Origin of the sequence: Rhizobium grahamii (assembly GCF_009498215.1) — a bacterium.
Classification (GTDB): domain Bacteria; phylum Pseudomonadota; class Alphaproteobacteria; order Rhizobiales; family Rhizobiaceae; genus Rhizobium; species Rhizobium grahamii_A.
This window is the reverse complement of the sequence record NZ_CP043499.1, coordinates 1587983-1614508: the sequence shown is the minus strand read 5'-3', so window position 1 is coordinate 1614508 and position 26526 is coordinate 1587983. Positions and strand designations below refer to the sequence as shown.

At 60.4% G+C, this 26526-nt stretch carries 23 protein-coding genes; 14 read left to right on the top strand and 9 right to left on the bottom strand.

The annotated features are described in order from the left end of the window. The 3 genes from FZ934_RS26140 to FZ934_RS26130 all read right to left on the bottom strand — a co-directional run bounded on the left by FZ934_RS26140 (position 1) and on the right by FZ934_RS26130 (position 3470). Positions 1 to 963 carry an ABC transporter permease gene (locus tag FZ934_RS26140; RefSeq protein WP_153273689.1) on the bottom strand — a complete coding sequence of 321 codons (963 nt, stop codon included), beginning with the start codon at positions 961 to 963 and terminating at the stop codon, positions 1 to 3. Next, on the bottom strand, positions 960 to 2474 hold the full coding sequence (locus tag FZ934_RS26135; protein WP_153273688.1) for a sugar ABC transporter ATP-binding protein: 1515 nt from the start codon (positions 2472 to 2474) through the stop codon (positions 960 to 962). Before FZ934_RS26135 ends, FZ934_RS26140 begins: the two co-directional genes overlap by 4 nt. Positions 2475 to 2579: 105 nt before the next feature. After that, positions 2580 to 3470, bottom strand: coding sequence for a substrate-binding domain-containing protein (locus FZ934_RS26130; RefSeq protein WP_113362217.1), 891 nt, complete (start codon positions 3468 to 3470; stop codon positions 2580 to 2582). A gap of 339 nt (positions 3471 to 3809) precedes the next feature. Here FZ934_RS26130 and FZ934_RS26125 point away from each other — a divergent pair, with 339 nt between their 5' ends. After that, a complete protein-coding gene (locus FZ934_RS26125; protein ID WP_153273687.1) occupies positions 3810 to 4538 on the top strand; it encodes a L,D-transpeptidase in 729 nt (242 codons plus the stop codon). Positions 4539 to 4592: 54 nt separating this feature from the next. Here FZ934_RS26125 and FZ934_RS26120 read toward each other — a convergent pair whose 3' ends face one another. Genes FZ934_RS26120 through FZ934_RS26100 form a run of 5 tightly spaced genes read right to left on the bottom strand, consistent with a single transcriptional unit; the run spans position 4593 to position 9461 of the window. Then, positions 4593 to 5732: a MalY/PatB family protein gene (locus tag FZ934_RS26120; protein WP_153273686.1), complete on the bottom strand. Its 1140-nt coding sequence runs from the start codon at positions 5730 to 5732 to the stop codon at positions 4593 to 4595. A 5-nt stretch (positions 5733 to 5737) separates the two neighbouring features. Beyond that, positions 5738 to 6496 carry an SDR family oxidoreductase gene (locus tag FZ934_RS26115; protein ID WP_153273685.1) on the bottom strand — a complete coding sequence of 253 codons (759 nt, stop codon included), beginning with the start codon at positions 6494 to 6496 and terminating at the stop codon, positions 5738 to 5740. Next, a complete protein-coding gene (locus FZ934_RS26110; protein ID WP_153273684.1) occupies positions 6496 to 7422 on the bottom strand; it encodes a dihydrodipicolinate synthase family protein in 927 nt (308 codons plus the stop codon). Before FZ934_RS26110 ends, FZ934_RS26115 begins: the two co-directional genes overlap by 1 nt. A 15-nt stretch (positions 7423 to 7437) precedes the next feature. Continuing rightward, a complete protein-coding gene (locus FZ934_RS26105; RefSeq protein WP_153273683.1) occupies positions 7438 to 8802 on the bottom strand; it encodes a dihydroorotase in 1365 nt (454 codons plus the stop codon). After that, positions 8799 to 9461 carry an aspartate/glutamate racemase family protein gene (locus FZ934_RS26100; protein ID WP_153273682.1) on the bottom strand — a complete coding sequence of 221 codons (663 nt, stop codon included), beginning with the start codon at positions 9459 to 9461 and terminating at the stop codon, positions 8799 to 8801. Before FZ934_RS26100 ends, FZ934_RS26105 begins: the two co-directional genes overlap by 4 nt. A 197-nt stretch (positions 9462 to 9658) precedes the next feature. Between FZ934_RS26100 and FZ934_RS26095 the strand changes: the two genes are divergently transcribed. Next, positions 9659 to 10360, top strand: coding sequence for a GntR family transcriptional regulator (locus FZ934_RS26095; RefSeq protein WP_153273681.1), 702 nt, complete (start codon positions 9659 to 9661; stop codon positions 10358 to 10360). 15 nt (positions 10361 to 10375) lie between these two features. Here FZ934_RS26095 and FZ934_RS26090 read toward each other — a convergent pair whose 3' ends face one another. Continuing rightward, entirely contained in the window at positions 10376 to 12208 is a 1833-nt protein-coding gene (locus FZ934_RS26090; RefSeq protein WP_153273680.1) for an ABC transporter ATP-binding protein, read from the bottom strand. 108 nt (positions 12209 to 12316) lie between these two features. On the opposite strand from FZ934_RS26090, the gene FZ934_RS26085 reads away from it, so the two are divergent. From FZ934_RS26085 to FZ934_RS26030, 12 genes are all read left to right on the top strand, one after another. Further along, a complete protein-coding gene (locus FZ934_RS26085) occupies positions 12317 to 13174 on the top strand; it encodes a sulfurtransferase (RefSeq protein WP_153273679.1) in 858 nt (285 codons plus the stop codon). Positions 13175 to 13424: 250 nt separating this feature from the next. After that, positions 13425 to 14987: an ABC transporter substrate-binding protein gene (locus FZ934_RS26080; RefSeq protein ID WP_153273678.1), complete on the top strand. Its 1563-nt coding sequence runs from the start codon at positions 13425 to 13427 to the stop codon at positions 14985 to 14987. A 122-nt stretch (positions 14988 to 15109) separates the two neighbouring features. After that, positions 15110 to 16120, top strand: coding sequence for an ABC transporter permease (locus FZ934_RS26075; RefSeq protein ID WP_153273677.1), 1011 nt, complete (start codon positions 15110 to 15112; stop codon positions 16118 to 16120). Positions 16121 to 16125: 5 nt separating this feature from the next. Next, a complete protein-coding gene (locus FZ934_RS26070; RefSeq protein ID WP_153273676.1) occupies positions 16126 to 16965 on the top strand; it encodes an ABC transporter permease in 840 nt (279 codons plus the stop codon). 7 nt (positions 16966 to 16972) lie between these two features. Continuing rightward, entirely contained in the window at positions 16973 to 18358 is a 1386-nt protein-coding gene (locus FZ934_RS26065) for an ABC transporter substrate-binding protein (protein ID WP_246737954.1), read from the top strand. 14 nt (positions 18359 to 18372) lie between these two features. Continuing rightward, positions 18373 to 18753, top strand: a complete 381-nt coding sequence (locus FZ934_RS26060) for a VOC family protein (RefSeq protein ID WP_153273674.1) — start codon at positions 18373 to 18375, stop codon at positions 18751 to 18753. Next, positions 18753 to 20813, top strand: coding sequence for an SUMF1/EgtB/PvdO family nonheme iron enzyme (locus tag FZ934_RS26055; protein ID WP_153273673.1), 2061 nt, complete (start codon positions 18753 to 18755; stop codon positions 20811 to 20813). Before FZ934_RS26060 ends, FZ934_RS26055 begins: the two co-directional genes overlap by 1 nt. A 359-nt stretch (positions 20814 to 21172) precedes the next feature. Beyond that, positions 21173 to 21496, top strand: a complete 324-nt coding sequence (locus tag FZ934_RS26050; RefSeq protein ID WP_194273835.1) for a hypothetical protein — start codon at positions 21173 to 21175, stop codon at positions 21494 to 21496. A 923-nt stretch (positions 21497 to 22419) separates the two neighbouring features. Then, positions 22420 to 23373 carry a LacI family DNA-binding transcriptional regulator gene (locus tag FZ934_RS26045; protein ID WP_432443674.1) on the top strand — a complete coding sequence of 318 codons (954 nt, stop codon included), beginning with the start codon at positions 22420 to 22422 and terminating at the stop codon, positions 23371 to 23373. Between the two features lie 54 nt (positions 23374 to 23427). After that, positions 23428 to 24663, top strand: coding sequence for an ABC transporter substrate-binding protein (locus FZ934_RS26040; RefSeq protein ID WP_113362127.1), 1236 nt, complete (start codon positions 23428 to 23430; stop codon positions 24661 to 24663). Between the two features lie 68 nt (positions 24664 to 24731). Beyond that, positions 24732 to 25646, top strand: coding sequence for a carbohydrate ABC transporter permease (locus tag FZ934_RS26035; RefSeq protein ID WP_153273671.1), 915 nt, complete (start codon positions 24732 to 24734; stop codon positions 25644 to 25646). Then, positions 25643 to 26506 (top strand): carbohydrate ABC transporter permease, encoded by an 864-nt coding sequence (locus FZ934_RS26030; protein WP_153273670.1) that lies wholly within the window; start codon positions 25643 to 25645, stop codon positions 26504 to 26506. Before FZ934_RS26035 ends, FZ934_RS26030 begins: the two co-directional genes overlap by 4 nt. The last annotated feature ends 20 nt before the right edge of the window (positions 26507 to 26526 follow it).

The following is a 26526-nucleotide window of genomic DNA, read 5'->3' as shown; positions in this document are numbered from 1 at the left end:
CTATTGCTTGGCGCGTTTCGCGCGAACGTCGAGCCAGACTGCGATGAGAATGACGAGGCCCTTCACGATCAGCTGGTAGAAGTACGGGACCGACAGCATGTTCATGCCGTTGTTCATGACGCCGATGATCAGTGCACCGATCAACGTACCGACCATGGTGCCGACACCGCCTGCGAGGCTCGTGCCTCCCAAGACAGCCGCCGCAATGGCATCGAGTTCGTAGCTCACGCCGGCATTCGTCTGGGCAGAGAACAGGCGCGAAGAGAGGAGAATGCCGCTGATTGCCGCCATCACGCCTGAGATGACGAAGATGATGATCTTCAGGCGATCGACCTTGATACCGGAGTACAGTGCCGCTTCACGGTTGCCGCCGGTCAGATAGGCGCGGCGGCCAAAGGTCGTCTTTCCAAGCAGAACCTGGTTGAAGACGAACAGCACGAGGACGATCCAGATGATGATCGGCAGGCCGAGGAAGCTTTCCGTCCCGATCGCCGTCCACGTCTCGTTCATGATCATAGCCGGCGCGCCATTGGTCGGCAGGCTGACAAGGCCGCGATAGATGCCCATCGTCGCGACGGTTACGATGAAAGACGGCAGCAGCAGCTTGGCTGTCAGCACACCGTTGATGAGGCCCATCAAGGCGCCTGCAAGCAATGTCAGGACCAGCGCCGGGGCAAACCCCATGCCGTAGGCAAAACACTGCGCGCCGACCATGCCGGCCACGGCGATGATCGAACCGATCGACAGGTCGATTTCGCCGAGGAGAATGACCCACGTCATGCCGAAGGCAGCGATGGCGATAACGGCGACCTGCTGAAGCACGTTCATGAAGTTGGCCACCGACATGAACCGCGGGTTCATGACCGAAAAGATGGCGCAGAGAATGATGAGAGAGAGGAAAATGCCGCCGTACTGCTTGAAGATCTTCAAGAGCGCTGCATTGGAGGTCTGGGTCTGGCTCATGATGTCATCCCTGTCGCAAAAGCCATAATCTTTTCGGGTGTCAGATCGCCGTCGGTGGCGATGCCGCTGAGCTTGCCTTCGTGCATGACCGCTACCCGGTCGCTCATGCCGAGCACTTCGGGTAGCTCCGACGAAATAAGCAGGATCGCCGTTCCATCAGCAGCAAGCTGGCGTATGATCTTGTAGATCTCGAACTTCGCACCGACGTCGACGCCGCGCGTGGGCTCGTCGAGGATCAGAACCTTGGGCTTCATCAGAAGCCACTTGGCGAGCACGATCTTCTGTTGGTTGCCGCCCGACAACGCGCCGGCCGGCGTGTCCAACGATCCCGTCTTGATCGACAGGCGGGAAACCTGGGCGACGGCAGAGTCTCGCTCCGAACGACGACGCAGGAAACCGAGCTTGTTGGCGAAGTGCTTCAGCGCCACCATCGAAATATTCGTCTCGACGCTCTGGCTGAGAACGAGACCTTCCTCCTTCCGGTTCTCGGTGACGAAACCGAGTCCGTTCTCGATCGCGCGGACAGGAGAATCGAGATCGATGACCGCGCCGTTGAGACGCACGGTGCCGCCCGCGCGTTTCATGCCGAACAAGGCGTTCATGATTTCCGAGCGACCGGAGCCGATCAGTCCGAAGAAACCGAGGATCTCGCCCGGGCGAACTGCAAATGAGACGTTGTCGAATTCACCCTCGCGGGTGAGGCTTTCGACGGCCAGCACGGGTGGTACGGAGAGCTCTGGGGCCGCCTCTTCGCGCGGCGGATAGATCTCTTCCATGCGTCGCCCGACCATGAGCGCGATCAGCTCTTCAATGGTCACGGTCTCGCGCTGACGCGTGGTGATGTACTCGCCGTCGCGGATGACAGTGATATCATCGCTGAGCCGCATGATTTCTTCCATGCGATGCGAGATGTAGATCACGGCTGCGCCGCGCGCCTTGAGACGTTCGATAATCTGGAACAGGATCTCGGCTTCGCTGTCGCTGAGTGATGACGTCGGTTCGTCGAGAATGACGACCTTCGCGTCGATGCTGAGCCCTTTGGCGATCTCGACCAACTGACGCTGGGCGATCGACAGATTGCCGACCTTTTCGTCAACGGCGATCGGCAAGCCCAATTCTGCGACAATCCGCGCGGCATCCCTGGCGAGCTTGCGATCGTTGATGAAGCCGGCAGTCGCTGGCTCGCGTGTCGCAAGGATATTCTCGGCGACCGTCATGTTGTTGCAGAGGCTGAGCTCCTGAAACACGATCGTCAGGCCAAGTGCGGCTGCCTGCTGCGGATCCGTCGGGTGATAAGGCTGCCCATCCAGCGTAATGTCGCCCGATGACGGCTGGTAGACGCCGGCGAGGATCTTCATCAGCGTCGACTTGCCGGCGCCGTTTTCGCCGAGAAGCGTGTGGACGCGACCACGTCTGACGTCCAGCTGCATCGACTTCAGCGCTGCAACGGGCCCGAACGTCTTGGAGATGTTATTGATTTTGAGAATGGTATCTGCGGTGGGCGCATTCATGGCGGCCTCCTTGTCAATCTTTGCAGACGGCTCCGCGCTGTGTTTGCGCGGAGCCATCTGGCACGGAGCGGCCCCGTCCTGGGAGAAGGACCGTCCTGGAGCAGATCACTTCTTGACGTAGACGCCGGGCACGATCGGCTGCTCGGCCGGGACTTCTTCGCCGGCGATGACCTTCACGGCCGTGTCGACGGCGGTCTTGCCCATCTGATCAGGGAACTGCTGGATCACGCCGACCATGACAGGGTTGGTGTCGACTGCCTTGCGTGCTTCTTCCATGCCGTCAAAGCCGATAACCTTGACCTGATTTTCCAGGCCTGCAGCCTTCACAGCCACGGCTGCAGCGAGAGCGGCGTCGTCGCCGAAGCCGAAGATGCCGGTGATGTCTGGATTTGCCTGCAGCATGTTCTGTGCAGCGGCAAGAGCTTCGGCACGGGTGATGCCGGTCTGCTGTGCAACGATCTTGATATCCGGGTGACCGGAGATCGACTTCTTGAAACCGTCGATACGGTTCACAACCGACTGGACCGTCGGGTAGTCGATGATGGCAACGTTGCCCTTGTCGCCGATTTCCTTTGCCATGAGATCGCCAGCCTTGACGCCACCGGTGAAGTTGTCGGTTCCGATGTGGGAGGTGACCTTCGCGCCCGCTGCGGGGACGTCAACCGTGATGACCTTGATTCCGGCCTTCTCTGCCTTGGCGATCGCAGCGACGACGCCCTGGCTGTCGACCGGCGAGATGACGATGACGCTTACGCCCTTGACGATGAAGTCTTCAACATCGGCGAGCTGCTTGTTCAGGTCCTGGTTTGCGATGGAGATTTCCAAAGGCACGTTCTTTGCCTTGGCTTCCGTCGTCATCGCGTTAGCGAGCTCGATGTAGAAAGGGTGCTGCTGCGTAAGCAGCGACGCACCAATGCCATCCGCATGTGCAGCGACTGCCGACAGGGTGAGTGCAGTGCCCAGTGCGAGCGACGCCATGAATGTTTTGATTGTCATGTTTCCTCCCGAGTAGGACTCGGCTTGGGCCTTCATCTGTCTTAGCGCGATCGAGTAGGCCCTCCCGAAACCCGATCGCCGCTTCATACATCACTAAAATTTACGCATGTCAAATTATAAAGAAACGCAATGAAAGAAAAATCTGTGCGCACATAACGTATCGTTGTTTCCATTCGAAATGTGTAGCCATAGGTGGCAGCCTGTTGCATTTGCCCAACACGAGCCACGGATGCTGCATACGTCTGGCGCGCTTCAGGCGTATTCATCACAATTCGGCCACGGATCGGACTAGGGGCTGGCAGGTATCAATCCCGCCCAACCGAATCGGAAAATCTGAAATTGCATCCCACCACCTTGATCCGCGCGTTCGCAGTAGCGGTCGTGACGGCTCTTCTTGCCGCCTGTACCCAATCCGGATCGATACCCATCGACGCAAACGCCATCCCGCGTCCAACGGCGAAGCCACCAACCTCGTCTGAGGTCGTGCGAGCCGAACTTGCGCAAGCGCCGGAGCGAGAACCGAAGAGGCCAGACTATGCGCAGACCTATGGTGCGCTTGAGGACGGCGAGTATCGCCTGCCCGGAATCGACCATGCTCGAGTTGATCCAACCTATCTGCGCCAGGAAGTGGACTACGCGACCGACGAGCCGGCGGGTACGATCATCGTCGATACCAGCCATAAGTTCCTCTACTTCGTGCTCGGCGACGGTCGCGCGATGCGCTACGGCGTCAGCCTCGGGGCTCAGGGGCGCGGCTGGAAAGGGCGAGCTGTGATCCAGTGGAAGAGGAAATGGCCATCCTGGACACCGACGCCGGCCATGATCGCGCGCAATCCGAAGCTTGAAACCTGGAAACAGGGCATGCCGCCGGGCCTGACGAACCCGCTTGGTGCCCGCGCGCTCTATATCTACCAGGATGGTGTGGATACGCTTTACCGCATCCACGGCTCGCCCGAATGGCAGTCGATCGGAAAGAATGCATCGTCCGGCTGTGTGCGGATGTTCAATCAGGATGTCATCGATCTCTATGATCGCGTCCGCGGGAAGTCGCAGCTTATCGTCCAATAAGCGGGCTCTGACCGGTTTGCGCGAAACGGGCCGCCTCGGGCGGCCCATTTAAGTTCACGCCAGCGATCGCTCCATGCGGTCGAGCGCGTCGTCCAAAAGAACGCGAGGGCATCCGAAGTTGAAGCGGATGAACTGGCCGTAGTCCTGGCCAAATTCCGACCCGGCACTGAAGCCGACTTTTCCATGCTGCAGGAAGTGCGTTTGCGGGTCCGGACGAAGCTTCATTGCCGAGCAGTCCAGCCAAGCAAGGAAGGTAGCCTCGGCGGGGATCAGGCGGATCGCGGGAAAACGCCTGGCGACCTCGGCACTGAGATAATCACGGTTGCCTGCGAGATATGCGAGCATATCCGACTTCCAGCGATCGGCTTTCGAGAACGCCGCAAGCGTTGCTTCCAGGCCGAGGATGTTGACGCTGTCGACCATTCCAAGCCGCGACTGCATGAAAGCGTCGCGCGTGGCCTTGTTGCGGATAATTGCGAATGCGGTCTTCAGGCCGGCGATGTTGTAGGTCTTGCTGGCCGCCATCAGCGTGATTGTCCGCTCGGCGGCATCTTCCGAGAGGCTGGCGATCGGAATGTGGCGGCGGCCATCGAAGAGAAGATCACAGTGGATCTCGTCGGATATGATGAGCGTATCGTTCTTGCGGCAAAGCGCAGCAATGCTCTCGAGCTCTTCGCGCGTGAACACCTTGCCGGTCGGGTTCTGGGGATTGCAGAACAGGAACGCCTGTGCTTCAGCGATCCTGCCGGCGAAGGCCTCAATGTCCATCGCATACCCGCCCTCGGTCGCGATCAGGGGCGCATCGATGCGCTGCAGGCCCCAATGGGCGGGCGCGTTGAGGATCGGGCGGTAGACGGGTGGCTGGACCAGCACGCCGTCGCCGGGACGAAGCATCGCCTTCAGCGCCATGTTGAAGCCAGGCTCAACGCCCGGCAAGAAGACAATCTCATCAGGTGAAACTGTCCAGCCGTATTTGCTTTGCATGTCAGCGACGATTTGCGCGCGCAGCTCATCCCGCGCCACGCCGTAGCCGAGAAGCGGATGCTCAAGGCGATTTCGGATCGCGTCCACGATCTCCGGAGCCGCCGGGAAATCCATGTCGGCAACCCACATGGGCAGAACGTCACCGGGGTATTTGCTCCATTTGGAGCTGCCGGTGCCGCGGCGCTCGTGAACGATATCGAAATCGGTCATTCCTGTCATAACCCCTTGATCATACCGCCGTCGACGCGGATGGCAGAGCCTGTCACATAACTTGCCTGGGCGCTCGCCAAAAAGACGGCAACGGCAGCAAATTCCTCGGGCTTGCCATAGCGGCGCGCGGGAATGTCATTGCGCGATGCTTCCTGCACGGCTTCGACGCTTGCGCCGGTGTGCTGGGCCTTGATGCCGTCGAGCTCGCGCACGCGGTCCGTGTCGATCCGTCCGGGCAAGATCATGTTGACGGTGACGCCATGCTGCGCGACCTCGCTCGCCAAGGTCTTCGACCAGCCGGCGATCGCGGCGCGTACGCCGTTGGACAGGGCAAGATTTGGGATCGGCTGTTCAATGCCGGAGCTGCCGATCGTAATGATGCGGCCCCACTTGCGCTCGATCATGCCTGGAAGCATCGCGTTGGAGATATCGAAGATCGATGTAGCCATCGCGTCGAACGTCGAGCGCCAGCTGTCGCGCGCCTGGCCGAGCGCCGGGCCTGCCTTGGGACCACCGGAGTTGTTGACGAGAATGTCGACGCCGCCCTGCTCAGAAAGCGTTGCGATGAGAGCGGCGACGGAAGCCTGGTCGGCGAGATCAACGGCGACGGGCGTGACGTTGGCGTGAGGCGGGATCTTGCCGGCGCTGCGGGCGGCCGCGAATACCTGCACGCCCTCATCGGCCAGACCCTTCGCAATTGCTGCGCCGAGGCCACGACTTGCGCCGAGAACGAGCGCCTTCTTTCCTGAAATCTGCAGATCCATTATGTCAACGCCTCCAACTTGCGTTCCTGTCGTTCGATGAGTTTTTCGACTTCCGCAACCGCCTGGGCGCTCAGCGCCATTCCCGGACGCCGCTGCGCTGCGCTCGCGATCGCGCCTCGCTTGGCAAGCACATATTTGCGCACCGCGAGGCCAAGACCCGGCTGCTGTTCGTATCGCATTAGCGGCAGGTAGGCGTCGAAGACATCCTGTGCCTCTTCATACCTGCCGTCGCGGCTGAGACGGCAAACGTCCACCATCATCTCCGGGTAGGGGAAGCCCGTCATTGCGCCATCGGCACCGCGTTGCATTTCTTCCGGCAGAAAGATGCCAGCATTGCCGCACAGGATCGAAACGCGCCGACGGCCCTTGGCTTCGGCTTCGCGCAGATCTGTTATCTTCTGAAGGCCCGGCCAGTCCTCGTGCTTCACCATGACGATACTCGGGTGCGCTTCGATGATCGCTCCGAGCGTCTTCGAGCTAATCTGGACTCCGGTCGAAAGCGGGAAGTCCTGCAGCACGACAGGGACATCACTGCCGACGGTTTCGACAACATTGCGATAATAGCCGATGATCTGGTCGTCGGTGCGCAGCAACGAGGGAGGAGCCACCATGACGCCGGCCGCTCCGATATCCATCACGGCTTTGGTTAGTTCTCCGATCGCGGCAAGTCCCGGCGCGGAAACGCCGACGACAACGGGACGGCTGCCCGAGCGCTTCAGCGTCTGGCGCGCGACCTCGATGGACTCCGCCTGCGTAAGCTTTGGCGCCTCGCCCATCATGCCGAGAATGGTCAGGCCATCGGCGCCTTTCTCGTAGTAGAAATCGACCATGCGATCGATGCTGTTGGTGTCGAGCGATCCGTTTTCATTGAACGGCGTGACGGCAATGACGAAGACGCCTTGGCTGTCTGATGTGATGAGCGGCATGATGGCTATCCGATCCTATTCAAACCAGTGAGAGCTGCCACGGCGAACAAAGCGCCCGGCTCCGGGGTTGTTGACGACGGCGACGCCGTCCCAGGCGAGTTGCCCACCAAGATAGGTGCGGGTGACGGTCACGCAGAATGCGCGGCCATCAAAGGGGCTCCAGCAGAGCTCGTCATGGGCCCGGGACGAATCCCATACCTGCGGCCTGCGTGAGAGAACTGCCAGGTCGGCATCCGCGCCCAGCCGGATCGCACCCTTTTTCGGCCAGAGGCCAAAGAATTTCGCGGGGCGCTCGCAAAGCTGCTCGACGGTGATCGCTGCCGCATCGAGGCCGCGGTTGTCTGCCGCCGTGTAGAAAGCGGGAAGCAGTGTTTCCAGCCCCGGCACGCCGGCACCCGCGTCGAAGATCGACGGCGTGAACTTGTTATCGACGGGCCAACTCGAATGGTCGGAGCTGACAAAGGCGACACGGCCAGAGAGAATCTCATCCCACAGGGCGTCGATCTGGCCGGGGCGGATCGGCGGGTTGACCTTCATGCGGGCGCCGAGCTCGGCGCCGTCACGATCCGGGTCGAACCAGAGGTAATGAACGCAGAGTTCGCCGGTGGCCCTGAAACCGTCGGCAAGGTAATTGTCGACGAGTTGAAAGCCGCGCGGCGTCGTCAGGTGGACGATATGCGCATGGGCGCCAGAAGCCGCCCCAAGCTCAAGGAACTGGGCTGTTGCGGCCAGTTCGGCCGCCGGCGGTCGGCTCCCGGAGTGCGCCTCGATGCCATTGCGGTTTGAGGCTTTCGCAGCGGCGATATAAGCCCTGACGATCTCCTGGTCTTCATTATGCACGCCGAGCGGAACGCTCGTGTCGCGAAGTGCGAGAAACGTTGCGAGGACCTGGTCGGAGGCAATGCGGGGAAAGCGCGTCGGGCTGCTTTCGAAGGTGGAAATCTTGAACGCAACCACACCGCCTTCGATCAGCGGTTCGATGTCGTCAGTCGTCTGGCCGGGCATTATTGTGCCGTAGAGCGCGACGTCGGCATGGGCGTGCTCGTTGATGGCGGCGATCTTGTCGACAAGGCGCTCCAGCGTGTTCAGTGGAGCCGGGTTGTCATAGGGCATGTCGACGATCGTCGTCACGCCGCCGGCGATCGCCGAGCGCGTCGTTGACCGGATGCCGGGAAGGCCGCCATAGCTGCAGGCATGCGTCTGGCCATCGACGACGCCGGGTATGATCAGATCGTCGCCGGCGTCGAAGATTTCCCTCGCCGCGGGTGCGTTTCTGGTTCCGATGGCTGCGATCTTGCCGTCGCTGACGGCGACCCAGCTATCTTCAGCCGGCCCGTCCGGAAGGACAACGGTGCCGCGTACTACAAGATCAAACGTCATTGCTTCGTCTTTCCGTAAGCGAGGTCCAGATTGGTGCAGGCAAGCGCGACGCCGGCCTGAACCGGATCGACGACGGGAATGCCCAGGCTGTCCTGCAGGGCAGTTCTATAAGCGCCGAGGCCGGCGCACCCGAGAATGACAACATCGGCGCCATCCTCGTCGCGCAAAAGGCGGCCGGTCCGCGATACTGTCTCGACGACGTTGCCCGACATCAGCTCAACGACCGTCATGTCGATCGAGCGATCGCCGGCGAGGCGGCGCTCGAGTTGCAGTTCCTTGAGGTAACGCAGGTGGCGGGCGATCGAGGAGGGGCCGAGCGAGATGATCCCAAATCGTGCTCCAAGGCCGATGGCGGCTAGGTAGGCGGATTCGGCAATACCGAGAACCGGACGGTCCGACAGCTTCCGCACATGCTTTATGCCGGGGTCAGAGAAACAGGCAAGTACGAAGGCATCGGCCGATGACGCCGAAATTGCTTCGACGATGTTTGGGATGACCTCGTTGACGTGTGCGTCCGTCTCGATCCCAGGGGGCGATTTCGCAAGCTCGACACATTGGATCCTATGCGCTGTCACGGCCCGGATGGGGCTCAGACATGCCTCCATGGAAAGGGTGACCGAAGTAGAGCTGTTGGGGTTGATGACAAGAATGTCGGACACGACGCACCCTTGGGTTCGTGCGCAGCCATAGTGATTGCGCAATCAAGATATACCACGTAATATATTACCGCTAAGATGGTGTCAAAGTCCAGTTTGCCAGGGACGCGAATGTTCGTAATATCAAAAGCCTTTGACTTGCCGGCGATGTATGGCGAGAAAGCAGCGTGGCCCTGTTGTGGTCGGATGGGAGACGGGTTTTGAACAGGACTGACAGGTCGGGGCCGACGTCGGAAAGACGGGCGAAATCGCTGACGGAGCAAGCCTATGTAATCTTGCGGGAGCGGATCATCGTCGGCCAGTTGGCGCCGGGCATGGCGGTCTCCGAACCCGAACTCGCCGAGAAGCTTGAAATGAGCAAGACCCCTGTTCGCGAGGCGCTGGCGCGTCTGTGTGTCGAAGGGTTCATGGAAGCGTTCCCGCGGCGCGGCTATCGCGTCAAGCCGGTTACCGTCAACGATATGAACGACCTCTTTGCGGTTCGCGGCATGCTCGAGGGAACGGCTGCCGCACTTGCCGCGAGGAACCTGACCGAGGCAGAACTGGATGCGCTCGATCAACTGGCCAACGCCAGCTATGTCGTGGGCGAGAATGTCAGCACGAAGACCTTCGTCGATTCCAATGAGGAATTTCACTCGGCGATCGCGCGCGGATCGCGTAACCCGCGCCTGCACTCCCTGGTGATGAGCCATCTCGAGGAGTGCGCACGCCTCTTCTACATGGGGACGAGAATTCGGGACATTAATCCCGAGACGGCCAACGACCATCATCGGATCGTCACCGTCCTGCGCCAGCGCGACAGTGACAAGGCGCGCGCGGCAATGGTCGATCACAATGAAAATACACGTAAGGGTTTGCTCAACGCGCTGATTTCAAACGCGCAGGGCGGTTTCACTCTTTGACGAGAAACTGGTTCGCTAGCCTTGCTTAACGAGGTGGCCCGGTGCCGCCTCGCGATAGGTCGCCTTCAGCGGGGCGTAGTTCGCCGGCCTTATGGCGCTTCCGAGTTCGATGCCGGGCTGGCGCGTGCGGACGTGTCGGCGGCTCGGGTCAGCAATCGGAACGGCATCCAGTAGTCGCTTCGTGTAGGCATGCTGCGGGCTCGCGAAAATCTGCTCGCGCGACCCGATTTCTACGATCTCGCCGAGATACATGACCGCGACGCGGTGGCTCACGCGCTCGACGACAGCCATGTCGTGGCTGATGAAGAGATAGGCGATCTTCAGGCTTTCCTGGAGTTCCAACATCAGGTTCACCACCTGAGCCTTGATCGATACGTCAAGCGCGGAGACGGCCTCGTCAGCGACAATCAGGTTCGGGTTCAGGGTCAAGGCGCGCGCGATGCTGATGCGCTGGCGCTGGCCGCCGGAGAATTCATGCGGAAAGCGTCGCGCCATATCTGCCTTTAGGCCAACCCGCTCGAGGAGGTCCACGGCTTTTGCTCTGGCTTCCATCTTTGAGGCCAATCCATGAGCGATCAAGGGCTCCGCAATGGCATCGCCGACGCGCATGCGTGGGTTGAGGCTGGAATAGGGATCCTGAAAGATCATCTGCATCTGGCGGCGCTGGCGCGTCAGCATTGCCGGCGTCATCGCGCCGATGTCCTCGCCATTGATGTGGATCCTGCCGCTGACGGGTTCGATGAGCCGGAGCACCGCGCGGCCGGTCGTTGACTTGCCGCAACCGGATTCTCCGACCAGCGAAAGGGTTTCGCCCTCCTTCAGGTCGAACGAGACGTCCTCAACCGCGTGCACGCGACCGGTTACGCGACCGAGTACGCCGCTCTTGATGTCGAACCGTGCGACGAGGTTGCTGACCTCAAGAACGTTGCGCTCGCCGGCCCGAGCGACTTCGCGCTCTCCAAGCGCAAGGCCGCTTTGGACGTCGACCAGCGGAAAGGTCGCGGGATTCGTGCGGCCAGTCATCGTGCCGAGTTTCGGTACGGCTGAGAGCAGGGCCTTCGTATAGGCGTTCTCGGGCTCGGCAAAGATCGAATCTGTGGGACCGCTTTCCAGCGCGCGCGAGCGGAACATCACCACAGTCCGGTCGGCGATCTCGGCGACAACGCCCATGTCGTGGGTAATGAAGAGCACGCCCATCTGTTCTTCATCCTGGAGACTCTTGATGAGCCCAAGGATTTCGGCCTGAACGGTTACGTCAAGCGCGGTGGTCGGTTCGTCGGCGATCAGAAGCTTAGGTCTGCAGGCCAGCGCCATGGCGATCATCACACGTTGCAGCGTGCCGCCGGAAAGCTCGTGTGGATATTCATCGAAACGCTTTGTAGCCGCCGGAATGCGTACGCGGTCCAGCAAGGCGATTGTCTGCGCGCGGGCTTCACCGGCGCTAACCCCGCGATGGCGCCGGATTGCCTCCGCGATCTGACGACCGACAGTGAGGACCGGATTGAGGGAGGTCATCGGCTCCTGAAAGATCATCGCGACCTCGTTGCCCCGGATGTCCTGCATCTCGCGCTCGGGTACCGTCAAAAGCTCCCTGCCGCCGAGCTTGACGCTACCTTCGATCCGAGAGGTCTTTTCCGGCAGCAGGCGCATGATCGACATTGCCGTCACGCTCTTTCCGGAGCCGGACTCGCCAACGATCGCCACCGTCTCGCCGGCTGCCACCGTCAGGCTGACATCGTTGACGACGGGCGTCCATTCTCCGCCTCGACGAAAGGAGGTTGTCAGATGCTCGACGGATAAGATGGTCACGCGGGACGCTCCTGTGGCGGTAGGGCTGTCGACGTTCATACAGGATATGAAAGGTCGTGATATACTACGTAAGATATTTCAGCTTGCCAAGCTGCATTGGATGAAGGAGGATGGTCAAATTCCTCAGCTTGTAAAGAAGTTGGCGCCATGGTCGACGACGTCCGAAAAAAAGTTCTTCTGACACCCGTCGAATTGGATGAGCTCCGCAGATCCGGTGCGGATATCACCTTGCTCGCTGTTCATTCGATCAATCCCTATACGGGTGCCCCGTCCTTTAACGGGTCGCGTATCGATGGGGCAATTGACACGGAAGCCTATACTGACTTTCAGGCGCCTGCCTCCTTCGAGGGTGGGCAGCGACCCTTGCCCGATATTCTTGTTCTGCAGGAGAAAACTCGCCGCTGGGGGCTGCGCAAGGAGAGCACCGTCGTCGTTTATGACGGTGATCGAAGCATGACGGCGGCGCGGGCGTGGTGGGTGCTGCGATGGGCAGGTCTGCCGGATGTTCGTGTGCTTGACGGTGGCATGCCGGCGTGGCGGGCTGCCGGACTTCCTGTGACGGACAAGGTTGCGACGCCGCAGCGAAGCGAAATCACACTATCCATCGGCAATATGCCAGAGCTCGATGCGGATACTGCCTTGCGCCTCGGCAAGGAAGCGGTGTTGCTCGATGCACGCATCAGGCCCAATTACATCGGCGGCGCGGTCGCGCCAGGGCAGCCGGCACGAGGGCATATTCCTTATGCAATCAGCGCGCCGGCGCCTGACAACCTCACCGACTATGGCAATTTCACAGATGCAGCCACGCTGGCGGAAATGTATCGTGCGCTCGGCGCGGATGGATCGTGCCCGGTCGGTGTTTATTGCGGGGCCGGCATGTCGGCCGCACATACTGTTCTGGCGCTTGCCTCGATCGGCGTCGAGGCAGCCATGTACCCCGGTTCCTGGTCTGCCTGGATCAGCGATCCGACACGTCCGGTGATAACAGGCGCGGATCCGCTTTGAATCGGCGCTTGGCCCGTTCCGCACACGATCCTCTGTTTCTGTTCTCATAATGCGCGAATAATCGGCATATTTTTTCTTATATTGCATAAAGAATGTGCGATTTTGGCGATTGTCTAAACAGTCGCCAAGCATGCTTTACAGTCTCATTCCTGATGATATATTTCGTAGTATATCACGGATTGGCTAAGAAGTGCCGGTATTGATGAAACCGGCTTTTGAGCGAGAGCCACGACTACGAAAGGGGCGTAGAATGAAAGTCTGGAAGGGATTTTTGGCAGCGATGGTGGCCTTGCCGCTCGTTGCGGGTAACGCGATGGCGCAGAGTGCGGAACAGTTGAAGACGCTGGTCGTTGCCGTTCCCTCGGATCCCGTCAGCCTCGAGCCCGGCACCAACAAGGCCGAGCCTGTCGGCAGCGAGATCATTCTGAACGTCTTTGACACGCTGGTTGCGTGGACGGCGCCTGACTTCAAGGATCTTGAGGGGCGCCTTGCTACGGGCTGGACTGTTTCCGCGGATGGCAAGCAGTTCGACTTCAAGCTCCGTGATGGCGTGAAATTCCAGGACGGTACGCCTTTTGATGCGGCTGCCGTGAAGTTCTCGCTCGAACGCACCAAGGCAACGAATTCCTACGTCAAGGCGACCTTCGACCTCATCAAGGATATCTCCGTGGTGTCGCCGAGCGAGGTGAAAATCACCCTCACGGCGGCCTATCCGGCATTCCTGTCGATCCTGGCGCAGCCACAGTCGGCAATCGTCAGCCCGACCGCGGTCGAAAAGTATGGCGACAAGTTTGCCGCCAATCCCGTCGGTACTGGTCCTTTTGTGTTCAAGAGCGCCCAGGCCGACACGAACGTCGTTCTCGAGGCCAACCCGGATTATTTCCGAGGTGCGCCCAAGCTTTCCAAGATCATCTACCGCGTCATTCCAGACGCCTCGACGCGCCGGCTCGAGCTTGAGAGCGGCGGTGTGGACATCGTTCAGCAGCAGGGCCAGCTGTCGGCGATCGCCGCCGAAGATATCGAAGCGCTGAAGGGCAACAAGGATGTGAAGGTACTCGAAACATCGAGCCAGATCATCCGCCAGCTCGAGTTCAACAACAACAAGAAGGATGGGCCTTTCGCCAACGTCAAGGCACGCGAAGCGATCGCGCATGCGATCGACTATGACGGCCTTTTGCAGGGCGTCTTCGGTGGCACTGCCGAGCGGGTTTACGGTCCTCTGACCAGCAACAGCTGGGCGTTCAATCCGAAGATGAAGGAACTTGCACCGGCCTATGATCCGGAACTGGCCAAGAAGCTTCTGGTGGAAGCCGGCGTCGATCCGTCCAGCATCAACCTGAAACTCTATAGCTTCCAGGGGCCGCTCTGGGGTGCTGTTGCCACCTTCGTCCAGGCGAACCTCGCCGACATCGGCATCAACGCCACGATCGAGCAGACCGAGTTCCCCGCGTTGCGGGCGTTGCAGACATCGGGCCAATTCGATGTCGCGCTCGATGGTCGCCAGCCCTGGTACAACGATCCGGATGCGCACATCACCATCGGCTACCTCTCGTCTCTAGCCGATACAGCCATGACCTTCCGCATGCCCGGAGACAAGGACCTCGATGACCTGATCGTCAAGGCGCAGCAGACGTCGGATATGGAAGCTCGCAAGAAGCTCTATTTCGAGGTTCAGGAAGAAATCGCCAAGCGTGTGCCGGGCGCCTATCTTTTCAGCCCCAAGCTGATCGTCTTCACGCGCGCCAATGTCGAAGGACTCGTCGTCAACAGCGCACCGCCGCTCAACGAGTACTGGTCCGTCTACAAGAAGTGACGAAGCCGCGCTAGAACACGAGCGATCCCTGATGTCTCGCTCGTGGCACCGCGCCTCGGCACCTGCAATCGAACAGTGGCCACCCGCTGAGGCGGGCGGCTCCCAGTGATGAGTGGAAAGGCATGGCGAGTTTCATCATACGACGACTGATCGCGCTGATACCCGTCATGTGCATCGTTCTTGTCATCGTTTTTTCCCTGGTTCGGCTGATCCCGGGCGATCCGGCTGTCACGCTGCTCGGTCCCGGCGCGACGCAAGCACAGATCGATGCGCTGCGCGCTCAGCTCGATCTCGATCAGCCTGTCGTATTTCAGTTCCTCCACTATGTCGGCGGGCTCCTGCAGGGCGATTTCGGATTGTCGCTGAAGACTGGCCTGCCCGTTGCCCAGGAGATCGTCCTGCGATTGCCGGCGACGATCGAGTTGTCGGTGTTCGCCGTCATGGTGGCCGTGATTTTCGGCATTCCGATCGGCGTTCTTTCCGCCATCAGGCCCAATTCGCTGTTCGATCATATCACGCGCGTTGTTTCCCTGGTCGGGGTTTCGATGCCTGCCTTCCTGCTTGCACTTATCCTGCAGCTGGTCTTCGGGACCTATCTCGGCTGGCTGCCGGTTTCAGGGCGGATGAGCTCCTTCATCACGGCGGAACACATAACGGGCTTCGCCATTCTGGATGGCCTGCTCTCCGGTGATCTCGCCGCGACCTGGAGCGCAGTGCAGCATCTCATCCTCCCGACCGCCGTGTTAGCCGCCTTCCTCGCCGCCACGCTCGGACGCTTCGTGCGCAACACGATGCTCGATGTCATGGGTGAGGATTTCATTCGTACCGCCAGGGCAAAAGGTCTGCGGCGCGCTGATGTCGTGCTCAATCACGGCCTGCGTAATTCGCTCCTGCCGGCGATAACGGTCATCGGGCTGAAATTCGCCGAGATGCTCGGCGGCGCCATCCTGACGGAAACGATCTTCGCGTGGCCCGGAATCGGCCGCTACATGTTCGAGGCGATCAAGAACCGCGACTATCCTGTCATTCAGGGCACGACACTGGTCTTCGCGCTGCTTTTCGTCATCACCTCGATCATCGTGGACGTGCTCTATGGCGTCCTTGACCCGCGCGTCCGCAAGAAGATGAAGTGAACGTCATGCGCGAATTCGTAACGTTTCTCAGACGCAATACGCTCGCAGTTGTCGGGCTTGGCATTCTCGTCGCGCTGATCGTGCTCATCACAATCGGGCCGATGATCACCGTGTATTCGCCGACCAAGCTCGATGTCCTCCATAAGCTTGCCGCTCCAAGCGTCAGTCATTGGCTGGGCACGGATGCCTTCGGCCGCGATGTGTTGACGCGCATCATGTATGGCGGGCGGGCTACCTTGACGATCGGCGTGGGCGTCGTCGCCATCGCATTTCTCGTCGGTGTGTTCTTCGGCACCATCGCCGGTTTCGCGGGGGGCTGGACGGACAGCATCATCATGCGCATCGTCGACGCGATTCTGGCTTTTCCGGCACTGGTGCTCGCCATCGCCTTGGCGGCCGCATTCGGTCCAAGCCTGCAAAATGCGATGCTTGCCGTTGCGATCACGCTTGCTCCTCAGTTTGCGCGTGTCGCGCGCAGCCAGGCGCTCAGCGTTTCGGTCAAGCCCTATGTCGAAGCCGCCGTCTCGCTTGGGCTGCCGAATAGCCGCATCCTCTTTCGCTACATCTTTGTGAATGGCCTTGGGCCGCTTCTGGTGCAATCGACATTGGCTTTGGGCAGTGCCATCCTGCAGACCGCCAGCCTGGGCTTCCTGGGTCTTGGCGCCCAGCCGCCGATGGCCGAGTGGGGTGCGGATGTGTCGGCGAACCTTCAATATGTGCGCAGCGCTCCCTGGGTAGCGCTGGCGCCCGGTATGGCGATCCTTTTCGCCGTCCTGTCCTTCAACCTGGTGGGCGACTCCCTGGCGGACTGGTTCAACCCGCGTCGCCGCAGCGAACTCGATTGAGGTCATCTTGGACACACTGACGATCAGCCTCGAGAAAGTCGACTTTCTTCCGCCCACGCGTGTCACCGACGACACCAGTGTTCTGACCTTGAAGAACCTCGTTTTCGAACCGCTTCTGAAATGGGATAACGGGTTTGTACGCCCGGCGCTGTTCTCGCGTTGGTCTCATTCCGATGACGGTCGCATCTGGCGGTTCTTCATTCGAGATGGCGCGACGTTCCATGACGGGAAGCCGTGCGTGGCCGAGGATATCATCGGCTTTATCGATGGTATTCTGCAGGCAGTCGATACCTTCGGGATGAAGTGGTCCTATGCGCGTTATCTCGCCGACGCCCGGATTACCGCTGAGAGCGGGGGCGTGGTTCGGGTAGAGAACCCTGAGCCGATCGCCGACATTCTCGACATTTTCTCGGAGTTTTACATCTGCCGGTTGGACGAGGTTGGCTTGCCCGTCCTCGGCACCGGCCGCTATCGCGTCGAGGAGTTCGAGGCGGGCAGGCGCGCGGTGCTGGCGAAAGCCGGCTCGGGCAGCGGCCCACAGCGGATCGTCGCGTTGGCCGACCGACACGCTGAAGCGCGCTACGACTCCCTGCTATGCGGCGACATCGACGCAGCGCTCAACCTGGAACGGATCGAGAAGCGCTTTGATTTCGATGAGAATTTTGCTTGGGGAAAGGCCGTCAACACGCTGTCGGTCATGTACTACCTGAATTGCCAGCAGGGCATGTTCCGCTCACCCGAAGCGCGCTTGGCGGTCAATCATGCGGTCGATACGGCACTGATCGCCGACGAGATCTTCCACGGGCTGGCAGTCCCATCCTCCACAATCGTCAGCCCATTCCACCTTGGTGCGAAGCGCGCCGACCTGCGGCCGATCGCCTATGATCCAGAAAAGGCTCGGCGGCTGCTTGATGGCGTCGATGCCGGTGCTACCTTGACCTTGCGCACCCCGACGTTCATGCCGGAGAGGGCGCCGGAAGTCAGCCGTTTCGTCGGCGCTGCGCTCGAAGCGGTCGGCCTCAAGGTCGAGGTCGAAACCGAACTCGATCGACCCGAATACGCCCGGCAGATCGGCCGCAAGGAAATGGGAGACATGGCGATCTTCGACTCGTCGCCGCATAGCACATTCCGCATCCTGAACGACAAGATCTCCAGCGCGACAAAGGCGGTCTGGTGGCAAGGTTTCGACGATCTGGAGACCGAGGGGCTGATTTCGGCTGCAAACCGTGCCGTCGACGACGATGCCAGGGAGCTCGCCTACGCTCGCTGCCTCACTCGTCTCCACCAGAACCCGCCGTGGCTGTATCTGGTCCATCCGATCGACGTCTTTGCGATGCGCAAGGGTATCGCCGGTCTTACGATCGACCACAAGGGCACTCTAAACATCGAATAATGCAGGACGCGAAAATGGAAAAGGACTACTCGATCACCTTCTTCTATTACGAAGATATCCACGCCGTCGCACCGTTCTACGAGAATGTATTGGGTCTCGAGCTGGTATTGGATCAGGGGCTCGCGCGCATCTATCGCATAGCTGGAAAGTGCTATTTTGGTATCGTCGACGGCAACCGCGGGCACCTCAAGCATCAGCAAAAGAGTGCGGTCCTGCTGACGATCGTCGCGCAGGATGTGGAAGGTTGGCATAAGCGCGTGTCGGATGCCGGCGTGACCGGCCTGTCGGAAATATTGCGGGGCAATTACTGCGAGCACTTCTTCTTCGAGGACCCGGCAGGCTACGCGATCGAAATCCAGCGCTTTCATAATCCTGATGTAGCAAAGCTGTTCTGATGACGTCAGTTGGGACGACCACCCCCGCCAGTCTGCGCGATGCGCTCTTCTCCAGGGCGCGCGCGTATGGGCAGCGCGCACTGCTGACCTTGCCAGACGGATCCGTTGCGGACTTGCGGACCGGCTATATTCCACTGCTCGTCAACTTCAGCTTCGAGGACAAGGCTGCCAAGGGCCTGCGAAAGCTCAAAGACCAGTCGGAGCCGGAACCTGCGGTGTATTTCTCCGCGCTGGAGATGGTGCGTGATCATGCGTCCCTTGTTCTGACCGCGGAAACCGGCGGTGGCAAAACCAGCTTCGCGCAGCACCTGGCGTTGGCGCTTGCTGGCGAACGTCTGGTGCCGCTGCCAGTGGCGCGCAACGAATTCGGCGCCGTGCATGAGGAGCATTGGGATCTCGACCACGTTCTTCCGCTGTACGTGGCAATCAAGCCCGGAGTTGACGTCCGGGAATTGCTCGACGAAGTGCTACCCGGCCTTGATACCCTGCTGTCGAGTGAAGCTTGGGTGGCGTCGGATGCAACCCTTCTTGTGATGCTGGACGGAATCGAGGCCGCCGGTGATCAAGGGCCGGTTCTGCTAGAGCAGGCACTGGCTTTTCAGGCGCGTTTCCCACGCGTTCGGCTGCTTGCGCTGGGGGAGCAGGCTGCCGTGAAGAGTTGGGCGTTGCCGCCTGCTCTTGCGCGCTATGATTTGCTACCGCTGTCCCGGGTTCAACGGCTTGAAGCCGGCAAGAGACTCGCCGGCCTTGATCTGGAACAGGAGAGAGCAGCGCTTGGCGCGGCGGCCGGAAATCCGGCGCAGTTCGTGATGGCTCTTCATGGCCACGACGAGGGTGACACCGCGGAGGCCATAACGGATCGTTGGCTGGCCAAGCTTGCCGGGGACACGCAAACCGCCAATTTCCTTTGCGGGCTCGCCTTCGATGCGCTCTCGGGCACACTCGATGAAGCGGGGCTATTTCCGGTGACACGTGTGCGTCAATTGTTGGCGGCGCGCCATTTGTCCACGTTGCCTGCTGCGACTGCCGTTCAGGCGTTCCGCTCGCGACCCACCCTTTGGATGCCGGTCCTGCAAAGTCTCGCCAGGCGCCTTAAGGGTTCGGAAGCCGCGGATACGCTCATCGAAGCGCTCATCGCGGGCGATGGTGATGACGCGCGCCGTGGCGCATTGCTCGCGGCGGGCCTCGGAACACAGGCGGGACCATCGAGGGATCGTATCGCCGTCCATCTTCTGGATATTGTCGGCTATGGTGCGCTGTCGATCCCCGAGCGCGAAAGCGCCGGCCGAATACTGTCGGCCTGGGGTGATCCGCGCGACCTCGAGGCCCTCGCGCAAGTGCCAGCGGGTGTGTGTGTCCTCGGCTCCGATACGCATCCGAATTCCGCGCCCCCGCAAGCGGTCGAGGTCGGGGCGTTCCGCATCGGCCTCTATCCCGTCACCAATTCCGCCTACGCCGCCTTCTCGCGCGATACCGGTCGGCTCTGGCGCAGCCCTGATGGTCTCGCCGAGGACCGCCGAAACGCCCCGGCGACCGATCTGACCTGGCGCGATGCGCGAGCCTATTGCGACTGGCTGACCGATCGCTGGCGCGCGCAGGGAAAAATCGGCCCCGACGACATCGTCCGGCTTCCGACCGAACCGGAATGGGAGCGGGCAGCGCGTGGCGACCAGCCCGACTTAGGCGCGGAAACGATCGTCTATCCCTGGGGGCGCCAGTGGATCGCGGATGCGGCTAATTCCGAAGAGGCGGGACTGAACAACACCTGTACCGTCGGCCTGTTTCCCAAGGGGCGTTCCGCCTTTGGCTGTTACGACATGACCGGACAGGTGTGGGAATGGTGTACGACACTGTGGGGCGAGGACATGGCGACGCCAAGTTTCCGATACCCCTATGGCGACGATGGGCGTGAGGCAGATGATGCGGGACCAGCGGTTCGCCGCGTCCTGCGCGGCGGTTGCTTTTCAAGCAACAAGATGAAAGCGTGTTGCACCTATCGCGGCAGCCTCGAGCCTGATGGCTTCTGGCGCGGCAACGGGTTTCGCGTTGTCGTGTCATGATCCGCATCTCTTGGCGAGTGATCCGCCAAGAATTGCTTCCATGGTTTGGCTCTAGAGGCGTAGCCACAGAGGGAGGGGTGGCGCCGCCTTTGAGGCGATCGGTGTCGCTCCCGCGAACAAAAGTTGGAAAGAGTAGGACGCTCGCAGTACACCTGGGCCAGCCGTCAACTTGACGCGAAATCTAGACTGCCGTACTAGGAACAATCGATAGTTTGAGTTGCCGACCTTTGGTCTGCGCATTCGCCGTAACTGCGAACATCCTCTTTCGAAATCATTAGACGCTCTGCGTTTGTGGCGCGGAGACTTTCATGCACATCCTTGACTGCCCGTGAGGGCTGCTTAGAAGCGAATAGAACAAAATGAACCAAGCTCCCAACTCTGCCACCTCGGAGGCGCTCCTAGTCGCTTTGACGCCGGGTCAGACCTCAGCCTTGAAACTTGCGAAGCTGGGCGATCTCCATCCGCAGAATGCAAAGACCTGGACGCACCTGGATGCGACGGTCACGTATGCACGCTCGGACCGATTCAAGGAGCGCCCGATCAAGGTGAAAACAGCAACCACCGCTACCGTCGAGCGGCTGCAAGAGCTTGGCCTTCTTGAGAGCGTCGACGGCTCGCCCGGTGCGACGGCTCCGCAGAAAATCACGATGGCCGGCAAACTTTGGCTCCTCAAGCACAAGTGACAGTGCAAGCCGGGCGGTAAAAGAGCGTTAGCCGCAGATCGGCGCAGGCACCCCAACATCCACGGGAGTTGGACGAAGCTGACTGTCAGTCGTGCTGGGCTTGTTGCTCTTTTTTCGCTGGGTGGCCGCGGTTGCTTTTGGAATGGACGCCACGGTAGCCGCCGCCGGACGCAGCATTTGCGTGCGTACCAACTCGCGCGACGCTGCGGTCGCGCCGGTCTTTTCGATATCTGCGAATAGGGATGGCACGGACAGCCGACATACAGGCGTCCGCCACCGGGCATATCGTTCGCATCGGCGTGCTCGTGAACCGGGTGTATTCACCCTTCCCTTGAAGGCGATGTTCTAACACACGTCCGACGACCTCCCGCCGATTGCGAAGGACGGGAGTGTGCGAGCACTGGTTCCACGACGAAGGCCTGACGCGGTCGATCCATGGAGAAGGTGTCCGATGTTGATATCCGGAGCCTGTTCCTGCTCGGTGAAGCGGCCGGAACCTTCCCACTGGTGATTGTGGACATTGAAGACCACTAAGCGGCTATAGCATCGCTCAATACCTGTCAGCTTTCCATCCGGCATGTTGCAATATTCGTCGTGAAGGCGGCGCGAAACGTAGACCTTCCCGTTCGGCAAGGGGGCTTCCGGACGTGCAAGTCTCAGGCCTGCTCCGGCGGAGCTGCGTCCCACGCTCTATTGAGATCGACTTCAAAACGAGATGGCGGCTATCCGGGTCAACCGGAGCTGGAACCTTGGTTGGTATTCCGAACCATTCCATGAGAAATTTCTGAGAAAACGTTTTCTCTTATTGACGGATCGAATGAGAAAAGGTTTTCTCATCGTGTTTCTGGGAGGAGGCAATTCTGGCTGCGGTTCAAAGCAAAAGTGCGCGTGTGACCATTCACGACCTGGCAAAAGCTGCCGGTGTGAGTGTCTCGACGGTGTCGAAGGCGCTGAACGGCAATGGCCGGATGGCAGCCGAGACGCGCGAGCGGATCCAGCGCCTTGCGAGAGAAACAGGATTTCGCCCCAATGCGTTGGCGCGCGGACTTCTGTCGAGCCGCAGCTTTACCGTCGGACTTCTGACGAACGATACCTACGGGCGCTTCACGTTGCCTGTCATGGCCGGCATTTCCGAGGCTCTTGTCGATCACGGCGTCTCGGTTTTCCTCTGCGCGATCGAGGATGATCCGACGCTCGCAAAGGTGCACGTCGATGCAATGCTCGACAAGCAGGTCGATGGGATCATCGCGACAGGCAAGCGGATTGATCGCTCGCTTCCTGTCGATCTGGAGGGGTTGCCGGTGCCGGTCGTCTACGCCTTCACGCAAGGCGCGACTGGAAGCGTGACGCTGACCTCCGATGACGAACAGGGTGCGCAGCTCGCGACCGAATGGCTGCGCGGTCTCGGTCGATCGCGTCTGGTTCATATCACCGGTCCGGACAGCTTTCAGTCCGCATGCGAGCGTGCCGATGCGTTTCGCGAGGCGGCCGGGCCCGACGCTGTGGTCATGCATGGCGAGTGGTCCGAGCTTTGGGGTCACCGGGCTATCGCAAACATTTGGCAAAGTGGTCGGGAACGGCCGGACGGAATCGTTTGCGGCAACGACCAGATCGCCCGCGGCGTGGTCGATGCGCTGCGCGAACGCAATGTGGCTGTGCCCGAACAGGTCTCGGTCATCGGCTTTGACAATTGGGAGATCGTCGCGGCCCAAACGCGGCCGCCGCTGACGACGATCGATATGAACTTGAGGGAGCTCGGCCGTCAGGCCGGTCTCATGGTGCTTGCGCTTTCGGAAGGAAAGACGGTCGAGGGTGGGGTGAGGAAGCTGCCCTGCAAGCTCGTCGTCCGGAAATCGTGCGGAGGCGCGCAAGACTAAAGAGTGATCTGAAATCGGATCGTCGGGAGCGATCCGCCAATGGGAGGAGTGGAAATGCTGAAAAGACAGTTTGCAATCGCAGCTCTGATGTCTCTTTACATGGCCTCGACGGCGTCTGCCGAGACCATCTCGATGTGGGTACGCTCAGGGATCGGCGATTCCTTCAAGGAAGTCGTCAAGGCCTTCAACGACAAGGGCGGCGACAAGGTCGAAATGACCGAAGTGCCGTTCTCGGAACTGGTCCAGAAATACGCAACCGCGGTTGCGGGCGGCCAGGCGCCGGATGCCCTGTCGCTCGATCTGATTTATACGCCGGCTTTCGCAGCGGCAGGTCAGCTTGAGGATCTGTCGGACTGGGCTAAGGCGCTGCCCTACTTCAATTCGCTGTCGCCTTCGCACGTAAAGCTCGGAACCTACGACGGCAAGATCTACGGCATGCCGCTTTCGGTCGAGACCTCGATCTTTGCCTGGAACAAGGACCTCTACAAGAAGGCGGGCCTCGATCCGGAGAAGGCGCCGAAGACCTGGGAGGAGATCACGGCGAACGCTGAGAAGATTCGTGCTCTCGGCGGCGACACCTATGGCTTCTACTTCTCGGGTGGTGGCTGCGGCGGCTGCATGATCTTCACGTTCACACCGCTGGTGTGGGGCGCCGGCGCCGACATTCTGTCAGCCGATGGAAAGAAGGCCACGCTCGACACGCCGCAAATGCGAAAGGCTGTCGATATCTATCGCAACCTGGTAGCCAAGGATACGGTTCCCGCCGGCTCTGCAAGCGACAATGGCGTGAACTTCCTGAGCTTCACCAACGGCAAGATCGGCCAGCAAAGTCTGGGCGCGTTTGCGATCGGTACCCTGGTCACGCAGCACCCGGAGATCAACTTCGGTGTGACGCTGATTCCGGGCGTCGATGGCAAGCCTTCATCCTTCGCGGGTGGTGATAACTTCGTGGTGACGAAGGGAACGCCGAAGCTCGATGCCGTCAAGAAGTTCCTGGAATACACCTATTCCGTCGAAGGTCAGAAGATCATGGCGAAGTTCGGCAGCCTGCCGACCCGCGGTGATATCGCCAACGAAGTGCTCGACGGACTCGATCCGCGCCTCAAGGTCGGCATCGAGGCTATCGCAGTCGCCAAGACGCCCTACACGCTTCAGTTCAATGACCTGATCAACTCGTCGAACGGCCCGTGGGCGACCTTCATCAACGCCTCGATCTACGGCAGCGATGTCGACGGTGCATTCTCCAACGCGCAAGCGGAGATGCAGTCGATCATCGATGCGGCAAACTGAGCCTGTCCTCATGCGCCGGGAGGGATCTCCCTCCCGGTTTTTCAAAGCACATAGCGGAAGAATTCAGGATGACGTCAACTCAGACGGCAGGACCCCATCGCCGCCCGGTCCGAAGGAAAAGCGGCTATCGCGGATTGCTTTATATCGCGCCGGCAATGGCCCTCGTTCTGGTCTTCTTCGTGCTGCCAGTCCTGTTCACGGTCTGGATGAGCCTGCACAAGTGGCCGCTGCTCGGCCAGCCGACCTGGAGCGGCCTGCAGAACTATACACGCATGTTCTCCGACATCCGGTTCCTGCAGGCTCTGACTTTCACGGCGAAATATACGTTCTTCGTGACGATCGCGATCTTCGCCGTCGCGTTTCCGCTGGCTCTCTTCGTCGAGCGGCATCGTCCTTTCATTTCGTTCTATCGTACCGCCATCTTCCTTCCCGTCGTCGTTGGGCTTGCGTCGGCCTCCCTGCTCTGGGTGTGGCTCGCCAATGTCGATAGCGGTCTGTTCGGTCCTCTTCTGCAACGCCTCGGACTGACATCAGGCAAGGTCAACCTGCTGGCCACGTTCGATGCCGCCTTCCTGACTGTCATAGCCATGGTGGTCTGGAAGATCGCCGGCTTCACGATGATCATTCTGGTGACCGGATTGCAGGCGATCCCGACAGAGTTGACGGAAGCGGCACGGATCGACGGAGCCGGCCGCTGGCAGCGGTTCCGGTATCTGACGCTGCCGCTCATGCGCAGAACGATCGCGTTGGCGCTCATCTTGTCTGTCACCGGCTCGATCCTGGCATTCGACCAATTCTACATCATGACCAGCGGCGGTCCGCAAAATCGCATGATTTCCGTGGTTTACTACATATTCAACCAGTCGTTCGTCTCGTTCAATCTGGGATACGGCGCAGCCCTCTCGATTGCATTGCTCGCCATTCTTGTCGCCATCAGCGTCGTTCAGCTGTGGCTGCTGAGGGTAGGGGACGAGCGGCCATGACAACGAAAGCCGACATGCGTCTTCGACGCCAGCGATGGGCCGCCGTGCGCTATCACGGCATCGGTTTGGGGGCTGCGTTCTTCTTCCTCGCACCGTTCGTCATCACGTTTCTCTCCTCGTTCCGGCCGAATGCGGAGGCGGGATTGCCGCCGCTGCCGCCCTGGCCGACCACGGGCGTAAGCTTTGATGCCTACCGGGCACTCGACACGTTTGGCTCCGGTATCTGGCGCCACATGCTGAACTCCTTCGTCGTCTCGACCGGCACGGTTTTCCTGACCGTTGTCGTCAGCCTTCTCGCCGGATACGGCTTCTCGCGGTATCGCTTTCCCCTGAAGAACGTGATGTTCGTTCTGATCATCGCGACGCTGATGATCCCGTTCCAATCCATCCTGACACCGCTCTTTATCATCCTGGCGCGTCTCGGGCTCAACAATTCGTTGTTCGGCCTGACGCTCGTCTACGTGACGCTTCAGCTGCCGTTCTCCGTCTTCATGATGCGAAACGCCTTTGATGCCGTGCCGAAGGAGATTGAGGAGGCGGCGCGTATCGATGGGGCGCGTGACCTGAAGCTTCTTGTCCGGGTCCTGCTGCCGCTGGTCATGCCGGGGGTGGCGACGGTCGCGATCTTCGCGTTCCTGAACGCCTGGAACGAATTCTTCGCGGCCCTCGTCCTTCTCTCTTCCAACGACAATTACACGCTGCCGGTCCTGATGACGGCTGTGCGGGCGGGGCGTCTCGGCGCCATCAATTGGGGTGCCGTCCAGGCCGGTGTGGCCGTCATGGTGGTGCCCTGCCTCTTCGTATTTCTGCTTCTGCAACGCTACTACATGCGCGGGCTGATGGCCGGCGCGGTGAAATGATCCAACCGAAAGTGAAGATG

Excerpts from the sequence above, each read along its gene's own strand:
- FZ934_RS26030 (WP_153273670.1), top strand. The coding sequence starts at position 25,643 with ATGACAACGAAAGCCGACATGCGTCTTCGACGCCAGCGATGGGCCGCC.
- FZ934_RS26120 (WP_153273686.1), bottom strand. The coding sequence starts at position 5,732 with ATGACCGATTTCGATATCGTTCACGAGCGCCGCGGCACCGGCAGCTCC.
- FZ934_RS26135 (WP_153273688.1), bottom strand. The coding sequence starts at position 2,474 with ATGAATGCGCCCACCGCAGATACCATTCTCAAAATCAATAACATCTCC.
- FZ934_RS26080 (WP_153273678.1), top strand. The coding sequence starts at position 13,425 with ATGAAAGTCTGGAAGGGATTTTTGGCAGCGATGGTGGCCTTGCCGCTC.
- FZ934_RS26085 (WP_153273679.1), top strand. The coding sequence starts at position 12,317 with ATGGTCGACGACGTCCGAAAAAAAGTTCTTCTGACACCCGTCGAATTG.
- FZ934_RS26040 (WP_113362127.1), top strand. The coding sequence starts at position 23,428 with ATGCTGAAAAGACAGTTTGCAATCGCAGCTCTGATGTCTCTTTACATG.
- FZ934_RS26140 (WP_153273689.1), bottom strand. The coding sequence starts at position 963 with ATGAGCCAGACCCAGACCTCCAATGCAGCGCTCTTGAAGATCTTCAAG.
- FZ934_RS26055 (WP_153273673.1), top strand. The coding sequence starts at position 18,753 with ATGACGTCAGTTGGGACGACCACCCCCGCCAGTCTGCGCGATGCGCTC.
- FZ934_RS26130 (WP_113362217.1), bottom strand. The coding sequence starts at position 3,470 with ATGACAATCAAAACATTCATGGCGTCGCTCGCACTGGGCACTGCACTC.
- FZ934_RS26075 (WP_153273677.1), top strand. The coding sequence starts at position 15,110 with ATGGCGAGTTTCATCATACGACGACTGATCGCGCTGATACCCGTCATG.
- FZ934_RS26050 (WP_194273835.1), top strand. The coding sequence starts at position 21,173 with ATGAACCAAGCTCCCAACTCTGCCACCTCGGAGGCGCTCCTAGTCGCT.
- FZ934_RS26105 (WP_153273683.1), bottom strand. The coding sequence starts at position 8,802 with ATGACGTTTGATCTTGTAGTACGCGGCACCGTTGTCCTTCCGGACGGG.
- FZ934_RS26060 (WP_153273674.1), top strand. The coding sequence starts at position 18,373 with ATGGAAAAGGACTACTCGATCACCTTCTTCTATTACGAAGATATCCAC.
- FZ934_RS26090 (WP_153273680.1), bottom strand. The coding sequence starts at position 12,208 with ATGAACGTCGACAGCCCTACCGCCACAGGAGCGTCCCGCGTGACCATC.
- FZ934_RS26070 (WP_153273676.1), top strand. The coding sequence starts at position 16,126 with ATGCGCGAATTCGTAACGTTTCTCAGACGCAATACGCTCGCAGTTGTC.
- FZ934_RS26110 (WP_153273684.1), bottom strand. The coding sequence starts at position 7,422 with ATGCCGCTCATCACATCAGACAGCCAAGGCGTCTTCGTCATTGCCGTC.
- FZ934_RS26115 (WP_153273685.1), bottom strand. The coding sequence starts at position 6,496 with ATGGATCTGCAGATTTCAGGAAAGAAGGCGCTCGTTCTCGGCGCAAGT.
- FZ934_RS26035 (WP_153273671.1), top strand. The coding sequence starts at position 24,732 with ATGACGTCAACTCAGACGGCAGGACCCCATCGCCGCCCGGTCCGAAGG.